This window comes from Intrasporangium chromatireducens Q5-1 (assembly GCF_000576575.1).
In the GTDB taxonomy this organism is placed as follows: Bacteria; Actinomycetota; Actinomycetes; order Actinomycetales; family Dermatophilaceae; genus Intrasporangium_A; species Intrasporangium_A chromatireducens.
The window spans coordinates 1-8,723 of the sequence record NZ_AWQS01000165.1 but is presented as its reverse complement, the minus strand read 5'-3'; the positions used below and the strand labels follow the sequence as shown (position 1 = coordinate 8,723).

Below are 8,723 nucleotides of genomic sequence, written 5' to 3'. Positions count from 1 at the left end.
CCGACGAAGGGCCAGTTCCCGACGAGAGGCCAGTCGCCGTGCGCTTTCGATGGTCGCGATCGTGCGCTCGATCGGATGGTGCGGGGCTGGGGCTCAGCGGGGTGGCGGAAGCGAGCTGAGCGGCATACGGAAGGGGCGTCGGTCAGGCGAGCGGGACCGGGTCGAGACCGTGCGCCAGCATCGTGACCGCCTCGGCGGCGAGCTCCTCGATGGTGCCGGCCCCGCCGGACTGCCGGTGCTCGATGCAGGCCCGGATGGCACCGATCGCGGCGTTGACGACGACGCGCGGACCCAACGCGGCGCCCGGCTCGACGCCGAGCCGCGTCTCAAGGGCCTCGGTGAGGATGTTCTCGAGGTGGATGTTGTTGCGCACGAGCGCGGGGGCGAGGGTCGGCTCGCCGATCAGCACCCGGCGCCGCCTCTCGCGCAGCTCGACATCGAGGGTCGAGGACGAGAAGTAGTCGCTGACGAGCCGCCGGATCACCTCGAGGGCCGACTCCTCCGCCGGGGCATTGAGCATGGCGAGGCGCATCTCCTCGAAGTCCTCGGCGCGACGGCCGAGGACCGCACTGTCCTTCGACGGGTAGTAGTTGAAGAAGGTGCGCGGGCTCACGCCGGCCCGTTCGGCGATCTGCTCGGTCCGGACCGCGTCGAACCCGTGCTCCTCGACGAGCTCGAGGGCCGCCCGGTGGATCGCCAGGAGCGTCTCGCGCTTCTTGCGCTCCCGGAGGCCGCACTCGGCATCGGTCGTGCTCATGACTCGACGATAGGCTCCTTTCTGCATCAACTGCAAATTTGCAGCGACTGCACTAATCCTCCTATCCTGATCCGCATGCCTGACCTCACTTCACCCGCCGAGACCCGCGCGGCCGGCTCGTCCCCGCGGGAGACGGGCCTCGACCCCAAGGCGAGACAGATCTTCATCGCCCTCATGTTGGGCATGCTCGTCGCCTCCATCAGCCAGACCATCGTCGGACCCGCGATGCCGCGCATCGTCGCGGAGCTGGGCGGCATGGAGCACTACTCCTGGCTCGCCACCGCCGCCATGCTCGTCAGCGCGATCGTCGTCCCGATCGTCGGCAAGCTCTCGGACATCTACGGCCGGCGCAGCTTCTACCTCGGCGGCCTCGTCGTCTTCATGCTCGGCTCGATCCTGTCCGGAGCCGCGCAGAGCTTCTGGTGGCTCATCGCGGCCCGCGCCATCCAGGGCGCCGGCATGGGCACCCTGATGCCGCTGTCGCAGACGATCATCGGCGACATCATCCCGCCCCGGCAGCGCGGCAAGTACCAGGGCCTCATGGGTGGCGTCTTCGGCCTGTCCTCGATCCTCGGACCGCTCGCGGGTGGCTTCATCACGGACCACTGGGGCTGGCGCTGGCTCTTCTACGTCGCCCTGCCGATCGGCATCTTCGCGTTCTTCCAGATCGCCAAGTTCCTCCACCTGGACCATGAGGAGGGCGAGGTCGTCATCGACCGCGCCGGCATCGCACTGCTATCCATCTCGCTGATCCTCCTGCTCGTGCCGACCTCGCTCGGCGGCACGACGTGGGCGTGGGGCTCACCAGAGGTCATCGCGATGTATGCCGTTGGGCTCGCCACGCTCGCAGCGTTCATCTGGGTGGAGCAGCGGGCGGTCGAGCCGGTCCTGCCGCTGCGGCTGTTCCGAAGCTCGATCTTCACCTTCTCCAACATCGCGAGCTTCATGGTCGCGGTCATGATGTTCGGCGCGATGATCTACATCCCGGTCTACGCCCAGGGCGTCATCGGCGTGTCGGCCACGAACTCGGGCCTGATCCTCATGCCGATGTCCGTCGCGATGATCGGCCTGTCGATCATCGCGGGGCTCGTCATCACGAAGACGGGCCGCTACAAGCTGCAGACCCTCGCCGGCATCGTCATCATGGGCATCGGCTTCTGGCTGCTGACCCGCCTCGACTACAGCGCCACGGCCGGCGAGCTGACGTGGGCGATGATCGTCTTCGGCATCGGCCTCGGCATCGCCCTGCAGGTGTACACCCTCGTCGTGCAGAACGCCTCGCAGCGCCGCGACCTCGGGGTGGCGACCGCGTCCACGCAGTTCTTCCGCAACGTCGGGTCGACCGTCGGCACGGCCGTCTTCGGCACCATCATGTCGAGCGGCCTGGCGGTCAACATCGCCAAGCACCTCTCCCCCGAGGTGCGCCAGCAGATGGCGCAGTCGGGCCAGCAGGTCAGCGCCGGCTCGGTCCTCGACCCGGCCGCCCTCAAGTCGCTGCCGCCGGAGGTCGCGATGGGCGTGCACCACGGGCTCGCGGACTCGCTCCACTCGGTGTTCGCCTGGGGCTTCCTGCCCTGCGCCGTCGCGCTCGTCGCGACGCTCTTCATCAAGGAGATCCCGCTGCGCGACACGGTGCACTCCGCCGACGAGGCGGGCCGGGAGCTGCTCGACACGATGGCCCAGCGGGCCCCGCAGCTCGACGAGCTGATGGTGCCGCTCGGTCGTGAGGCGGGCCAGACGCGCACCCACGAGCGCCTCCTGGGCCTGCGTCTCGACCTGCTCGCCGACACGGCGATGCGCGGCGACCGGCCGTTGCTGACCAAGGCGGTCACGCAGGTGGGCGACGGTGACCTCGAGCGGGGGGTCGAGCTGCTCCGGCTCACGGCCAAGATGCTGACGACCGACGACCTCTCCGTCGCGGCCGACCGGGAGCAGTACGCCGTCGAGGTGGCCTGCCGCGCGAAGCAGCCCGGTGGGGCGCTCGACCAGGAGCTGAAGCGTGAGCTGGCTCTGGCGGTCACCGAGCGGGACGCCCACACCGTCATGACGACGGTGGAGCCGACCGTGGCCGAGCGGCACGAGGCGGTCGACATCGAGGCCCTCGAGGCCCTCGGCGACGACCTCACGGCCGCCTACCTCGTCGACCGCTACCGGATCCGGGCGGCGACCGGTGACGGCCGGCGCCCCGATCCGGAGCCCGAGCCCGTCCACTGACGATCGCGCCCCAACGGCGAAACACGCCGAGCAGCGGTCAACCCATGATGGAAATAACCATCTGGCGTTGGCCGCTGCTCGGTGTGTTGCCGAGTCAGGCCCAGACGAGCGCGCGGCTCGGGTCCTCCATGATCGCGGCGACGTCCGCGAGGAAGCGCGACCCGAGCTCGCCGTCGATGAGCCGGTGGTCGAACGACAGCGCGAGCTGGGTGACGTGCCGGATCGCGATCTCGTCCGAGCCGTCGGCACCGGTGACGACCCACGGCTGCTTGCGGATCGTGCCGAACGCGAGGATCGCCGACTCGCCCGGGTTGATGATCGGGGTTCCGCTGTCGACGCCGAAGACGCCGACGTTGGTGATCGTGATCGTGCCCTGGCTCATCTCCGCCGGCTGGGTCCTGCCGTCGCGGGCCGTGGCGGTCAGGGCCGCGATCGCGTCAGCGAGCTCGCGCATCGTCATCGCGTGGGCGTCCTTGATGTTCGGCACGACGAGCCCGCGCGGGGTCGCCGCGGCGATCCCGAGGTTGACGTAGTTCTTCTGGACGATCTCCTGCGCCTGCTCGTCCCACGTCGCGTTGACGCCCGGGTTGCGCCTGATCGCGAGAATCATCGCCTTGGCGAGGACCAGCAGCGGGGTCACCTTGACGTCACGGAACTCGCGGTCGACCTTGAGCCGCTCGACGAGCTCCACCGTGCGTGTCACGTCGACGGTGATCCACTCGGTCACATGGGGCGCCGAGAACGCCGACCCGACCATGGCCTGCGCGGTCATCTTGCGCACGCCCTTGATGGGGATGCGCACCTCCCGCTCCCCCGACCCGAACGCCGTTCCGTATGCCGCTGAGCCGGCCGTCGCTGCGCCGTTGGCTTCCGCGCCGGCGGGCGCCGCGACGGTCTGGGCCGAGCCGCCGCTGGCGTGGGCCTGCACGTCGTCGCGGGTGATGATGCCGTCCGCGCCGGTCGGCCGGACCTGGGTCAGGTCGACGCCGAGGTCCTTGGCCAGCTTGCGGACCGGCGGCTTCGCCTTCGGCCGCTCACCCGCCCGGGCGGTCGCGGCGGTGGGCGCGGGCGGGGCGGGGGACTCGACGCGCGGCTCCGGCACCGTCTGCTCCGGGACCGCAGGCGTCTCGGCGATCTGCTCCGTCTCGGTCTGGGCCCCGCCACTGGGTGAGGTCATTTCCGCGGGGACCGAGCTGAGCGTCATACCGTCGGCCTTCTTGCGGGGGCGGCGGGCGGTCGCGCCGGCCTTCGCGCCGTAGCCGACGAGGATCGCGTCCTGCTTCTCCTCACCGGCGGCGCCCTCGGCGGCTGGCGCAGCGGGGGCCTCGTCCCCGCCCGTGCCGTCGTCGATGCGGATGAGCGGCGTGCCGACGTCGACCGTCTGGCCGACCTCGACGAGCACCTCGGTCACGGTGCCCGCCCACGGGATCGGCAGCTCGACGAGCGACTTGGCCGTCTCGACCTCGAGGACCATGTCGTTGACCTTGACGGTGTCGCCGACGTTGACCCTCCACTCGACGATCTCGGCCTCGACCAGGCCCTCGCCCGGGTCGGGCAGGTTGAACGTGCGAATCGCCACTGTTCAGAACCCTTTCGCTGTGTCTCAGAAGGCGAGGGCGCGGTCGACGCCGTCGAGGATCCGGTCGAGGTCGGGGAGGAAGTCCTCCTCCATCCGGCTCGGCGGATACGGGATGTTGGCGCCGCCCACCCGCACGACCGGGGCCTCGAGGTGGTAGAAGCACTGCTCGGTCACCTCGGCCGCGATCTCGGCTCCCATGCCGAGGAAGTTGCTCGCCTCGTGGACCACGACGAGCCGACCGGTCTTGCGGACCGACGCCGTGACGGTGTCGATCGGGAGCGGGGAGAGCGAGCGCAGGTCGATGACCTCGATGCTCGTCCCCTCGGACTCCGCGGCGGCGGCCGACTCGAGCATCGTCTTGACGACCGGCCCGTAGCCGACAAGCGTCACGTCGGTGCCCTCGCGCAGCACATTGGCCTCGAAGAGGCTCCGCGGCGCACTGGCCGCGCTCGTGTCGTACTCGCCGCGGTCGTGGTAGCGCCGCTTCGGCTCGAAGAAGATCACCGGGTCGTCGCACTCGATGGCCTGCTGGATCATCCAGTAGGCGTCCTCGGGGTTGGAGCACGAGACGACCCGCAGCCCGGCCGTGTGCGCGAAGTAAGCCTCGGGGCTCTCGGAGTGGTGCTCCGGGCTGCCGATGCCGCCGCCGAACGGGATCCGGATGACGATGGGCAGCTTGACCGCGCCGAGCGAGCGGGCGTGCATCTTGGCGACCTGGCAGACGATCTGGTCGAAGGCCGGGTAGACGAAGCCGTCGAACTGGATCTCGCACACCGGTCGGTAGCCCCGCAGTGCCATGCCGACGGCAGTGCCGACGATGCCGGACTCGGCCAGCGGGGAGTCGATGACGCGGTCCTCGCCGAAGTCCTTCTGCAGGTGCTCGGTGATCCGGAAGACGCCGCCGAGCTTGCCGATGTCCTCACCGATGAGGACGACCTTCGGGTCGCGCTCCATCGCCTTGCGCAGGCCGTTGGTGATGCTGCGCCCGAGCGTCACCTTCTCGAGGTGCTGCGGCGCGTTCGTCGCGGCCGCGGTGCTCATCGTCGTGCTCATCTCAGTTCGCCCCCTCGAAGCTCGCCTGGTAGGCAAGGAAGGCGGCGCGCTCCGCCTCCATGACCGGGTGGTCCTCGGCGTAGACGTGGTCCCACATCGTCTCGCCCGGCATCGTCGCCATGTTGATGCAGCCGTCGCGCAGCTCCTGGGCGAACTGGTCGGCCTCCTCGTCGACGGACTGGAAGAAGGTCTCGTCGGCCATCCCCTCGTGCGCGAGGTAGGTCTTGAGCCGCAGGATCGGGTCGCGCAGCTTCCACTGCTCGACCTCGGCCGAGACCCGGTACTTCGTCGGGTCGTCGGCCGTCGTGTGGGCGCCCATCCGGTAGGTGTAGGCCTCGATGAGGAGGGGGCCGTTGCCGTTGCGGGCCTCGTCGAGGCAGTGCTTGGTCACCGCATAGGTCGCGAGGATGTCGTTGCCGTCGACCCGCACACCCGGGAAGCCGAAGCCGCGCGCCCGCTGGTAGAGCGGGATGCGGGTCTGCTTCGAGACCGGCTCGGAGATGGCCCACTGGTTGTTCTGGCAGAAGAAGACGACCGGGGCGTCGAAGCTCGCGGCGTAGACGAACGCCTCGTTGACGTCGCCCTGCGAGGTCGCGCCGTCGCCGAAGTAACAGATGACGGCCGTGTCGCGGTCGGGGTCCCCCGTGCCGACGTTGCCGTCCATCTTGACCCCCATCGCGTAGCCCGTCGCGTGGAGCGTCTGGGCGCCGATGACGATCGTGTAGAGGTGAAAGTTGTGCTCGGTGGGGTCCCAGCCACCCTGGCTCACGCCCCGGAACAGCTGGAGCGAGCTCTGCGGGTCCATGCCGCGCACGAAGCCCACACCGTGCTCCCGGTAGGTGGGGAAGACGAAGTCGTGCGGCCTGAGGGCGCGGCCCGAGCCGACCTGGGCGGCCTCCTGGCCCAGCAGGCTCGGCCACAGCCCGAGCTCCCCCTGGCGCTGGAGCGCGTAGCCCTCCGCGTCGAGCCGCCGGATCAGGACGAGGTCGCGGTAGAAGCCGCGCAGGTCCTGGGGGGTCAGGTCCACGACGTACTTGTCGTAGTCGGGGTGGGAGCGTCGCTCCCCCTCGGGGGTCAGCAGCTGGATCATGTCCGGCCCGCCGTCGCCGTTCTGGGTCGTCGCGCCCGCCGGGGCGGTCTGCTGGACGACGTCGTTGTCGCTCACAAGGGCTCCTCCACCGGCCCGCCGGCCGGCTTTTGCTCGGGCCACCGGCCGGGGATCAGCCCGTCGGTGGGTGCTGCACATCCGGTCGCCGAGGGTGACGGCGGCCACATGCGGTGTCCTGAAGCGAAACTTACCTGAGCCCCTCGGGAATCTCACAATGCGGGCGAACCCACCTCCCCCGGGCCTCAGCGGACGCGTGCCCGCGGGCGCGGAGGGTACGTTCAGGCGATGGCGGAGCTGCGCTGGCCCGAGAGGCGGCGCAACGTGTAATAGCCCACGCCGGCGAGGACCGCGGTGCCGATCGGCCCCCATGTCGTGCCCCAGGCCGGGGCCAGCTCGATCACGGCGATGCCGTAGGCGGACGCGACGGCCCACGCGAGCGTGCCGGGCAGCCACACGGACCGGATCCGGGACTCGTCGGAGACGAGGTCGTCGGGGTCGACGCCGTCACGCCGGTCCAGCCACACGTGGACGAGTGCGATGACGACCCAGCCGGTGATGAGCGCGCCCTGCCAGCCGAGGGCCCGGAGGATGTAGCCGAAGACGTTCGTCAGCATCATCAGGTACATCGCTACGGAGCCGACGACGACCCAGGCGGTGCGCGGCAGCCGCAGGCGCAGGACGCGCGACCCGAAGGCCTCGAGGTTGACCGAGGCGAGGTAGTAGTTGGCGGTGTTGATCCGGGTCTGGCTGGCGAAGACGAGGATCACCGCGAAGATGCCCAGGACCTTGGTCAGCGCGACGGCGACGCCGCCCTCGGAGATGTCACCGCCGGTGACGTGGCGCAGGGCGTGGGTGAGGAAGATGCCGACGATCCCGTTGAACAGGAAGGTGATCGAGTAGAAGACCCAGCCGAACGTCACGGTTCCGTGGAAGCGGCTGTCCTCGCGCCGGCCGAGGCGGGCGAAGTCCATCGTGTACATCATCAAGACCCAGACGCCCATGTAGATCGCGAAGGCCATGAGCCAGCCAGGGCCGCCGGATGCCGCAGGCACCCCGGCCTGGTTGCCGAACGCGAAGAACCCGCTCGGGTCGCCCTTGACGGCCGCGACACCGACCGCGATGGCGAGGCTGGCCAGGTAGAGCGGCAGCAGCCAGCCGTTGAGCCGGTCGAGCCAGTTGCGCACTCCACCGAAGACGAGCGGCGTCGAGTAGAGCACCACGACGAGGTACCAGACGTTGATGTTCCAGCCGAGCGTGTCCGCCGTGTACGCGTGGAGCGTGACGGCGATGATCGAGCCCTCGAACACGCCGTAGTAGAGGGCGGTGGCGGCGAAGACGAGGGTCGCGAGCGCCGAGCCGACCTTGCCGAAGAGGACTCGGGAGAACAGCTCGACGGAGAAGCCGGTGCGGATCGCGTAGCGGGAGAGGACCTTGTTGACGGCGCCGTAGGCCGCCACGGTGAGGACGAGCCCGATGAGGGCGTCGACGACACCGACGAACGAGGCGACGAGCGCGGCGATGTAGATGTAGAACATCGCCGAGACGAGCGACCACCATCCCATCATGAGCGAGATGCGCGGGATCCGTTCGACGTGGCGGTGCAGGTCGGGCTCCGGGACGAAACCGGTCCCGTCGTCGGCGTTGGGACCGTAGAGGTCGCGTGGCGCCGACGCACGGCGCTGGGGAGCAACAGGCATGGCAACATCCTTCGTGCGAGCCGGCTGGTTCCGGCCGCTGGCGGGCCGTGCCGGGGGGAGGATTTCCGGGTTCCTGGAGTGCCCGGCTGCTGGAAAGTATGGGCGCGGTCGAGGCGATGCGAACTGGAGTAAGGGCCTGATCTGAACGTCGGTTTTGTTCGTTTGGACAAATGGCCGGCGCAGCCTCCGGCAGACCGGCCGCACCCTGCGCGAGACGCGCAGCTGCACGGGCCGCGCGCCCCTCGCGAGACGCGCCCCCCGCGCTAGCCGCGGACGCACGAGACGCGCGAACGCGGCTGAGCGGCATACGAGACG

Annotated in this window: 6 protein-coding genes; 1 reads left to right on the top strand and 5 read right to left on the bottom strand. The window is 69.8% G+C overall.

Annotated elements, in window-relative coordinates; genetic code table 11:
- Nucleotides 1-142: 142 nt before the first annotated feature.
- On the bottom strand, nt 143-757 hold the full coding sequence (locus tag N864_RS15995; RefSeq protein ID WP_034719014.1) for a TetR family transcriptional regulator: 615 nt from the start codon (nt 755-757) through the stop codon (nt 143-145).
- A gap of 75 nt (nt 758-832) precedes the next feature.
- On the opposite strand from N864_RS15995, the gene N864_RS15990 reads away from it, so the two are divergent.
- Complete coding sequence (locus N864_RS15990; protein ID WP_051518688.1) at nt 833-2,971, top strand: MDR family MFS transporter; 2,139 nt, start codon at nt 833-835, stop codon at nt 2,969-2,971.
- A gap of 94 nt (nt 2,972-3,065) precedes the next feature.
- Here N864_RS15990 and N864_RS15985 read toward each other — a convergent pair whose 3' ends face one another.
- The 4 genes from N864_RS15985 to N864_RS15970 all read right to left on the bottom strand — a co-directional run bounded on the left by N864_RS15985 (nt 3,066) and on the right by N864_RS15970 (nt 8,408).
- Nucleotides 3,066-4,550, bottom strand: a complete 1,485-nt coding sequence (locus N864_RS15985) for a dihydrolipoamide acetyltransferase family protein (protein WP_034719012.1) — start codon at nt 4,548-4,550, stop codon at nt 3,066-3,068.
- Nucleotides 4,551-4,574: 24 nt separating this feature from the next.
- Nucleotides 4,575-5,603, bottom strand: a complete 1,029-nt coding sequence (locus N864_RS15980) for an alpha-ketoacid dehydrogenase subunit beta (protein ID WP_169735983.1) — start codon at nt 5,601-5,603, stop codon at nt 4,575-4,577.
- Nucleotide 5,604: 1 nt separating this feature from the next.
- Nucleotides 5,605-6,693 (bottom strand): pyruvate dehydrogenase (acetyl-transferring) E1 component subunit alpha, encoded by a 1,089-nt coding sequence (gene pdhA, locus N864_RS15975; protein WP_034719018.1) that lies wholly within the window; start codon nt 6,691-6,693, stop codon nt 5,605-5,607.
- A gap of 296 nt (nt 6,694-6,989) precedes the next feature.
- On the bottom strand, nt 6,990-8,408 hold the full coding sequence (locus N864_RS15970; RefSeq protein WP_051518686.1) for a purine-cytosine permease family protein: 1,419 nt from the start codon (nt 8,406-8,408) through the stop codon (nt 6,990-6,992).
- Nucleotides 8,409-8,723: the final 315 nt, after the last annotated feature.

Excerpts from the sequence above, each read along its gene's own strand:
- N864_RS15995 (WP_034719014.1), bottom strand. The coding sequence starts at position 757 with ATGAGCACGACCGATGCCGAGTGCGGCCTCCGGGAGCGCAAGAAGCGC.
- N864_RS15990 (WP_051518688.1), top strand. The coding sequence starts at position 833 with ATGCCTGACCTCACTTCACCCGCCGAGACCCGCGCGGCCGGCTCGTCC.
- N864_RS15980 (WP_169735983.1), bottom strand. The coding sequence starts at position 5,603 with ATGAGCACGACGATGAGCACCGCGGCCGCGACGAACGCGCCGCAGCAC.
- pdhA (WP_034719018.1), bottom strand. The coding sequence starts at position 6,693 with ATGATCCAGCTGCTGACCCCCGAGGGGGAGCGACGCTCCCACCCCGAC.
- N864_RS15970 (WP_051518686.1), bottom strand. The coding sequence starts at position 8,408 with ATGCCTGTTGCTCCCCAGCGCCGTGCGTCGGCGCCACGCGACCTCTAC.